The organism is Vibrio sp. 1562 (genome assembly GCF_033340155.1).
In the GTDB taxonomy this organism is placed as follows: Bacteria; Pseudomonadota; Gammaproteobacteria; order Enterobacterales; family Vibrionaceae; genus Vibrio; species Vibrio alginolyticus.
In genome coordinates, this window is sequence record NZ_JAWOVY010000597.1 from 1 (window position 1) to 575 (window position 575).

At 49.9% G+C, this 575-nt stretch carries 1 protein-coding gene; it reads left to right on the forward strand.

Features of this window, described 5'->3' with window-relative positions; translation table 11 throughout:
* Positions 1-30: 30 nt before the first annotated feature.
* Positions 31-575 (forward strand): S8 family serine peptidase (locus R7Z49_RS26610; RefSeq protein ID WP_318112663.1); only part of this gene is annotated, 545 nt, incomplete at its 3' end.

Sequence of the window (575 nt, forward strand, 5' to 3'; positions counted from 1 at the left end):
TCTAGTTTCGGTAGCGATTGGGTGTCGCTAATGGCACCCGGTGACAGTATTCTCTCGACGATGCCAAATGAGCAGTGTGGTACCTTCGATTACGATAATGACGCCTGTCTGCATTGGCAGTCGGGTACATCCATGGCCAGTCCTCATGTTGCTGGCGCAGCTGCGTTACTTTGGGCATACAAATATGCAGATCAGTTATCCGATCGTGCAACTTGCCAAGATGCCTCTGGCGTACCTTGTAACCAGATGATTCGTATGATGTTGGAACAGGGAGCGGATCCAATAGGTGCTGATGGGCAAGATTTACAGAGCATCTCTCAATACGGACGACTTAATTTAGTGGGAGCTCTGACTGCAACACCTTCGGAACCGCCACCACCTCCTCCTCTAGTCGTTAAGGCACCAGAAGCTCTTTCCATCTCGATCAACAATAGTATTGTTTCTCTCACTTGGAACTATTCGGGGGATCAAGGTGCCATTGCAGGCTTTAGAGTCGAACGCGAGAGTTGGAATGCAAAACGTAATCGATGGCAAAGCCTAAGCAGTTGGGATGTTCTCGACCCTACGGCCACGTC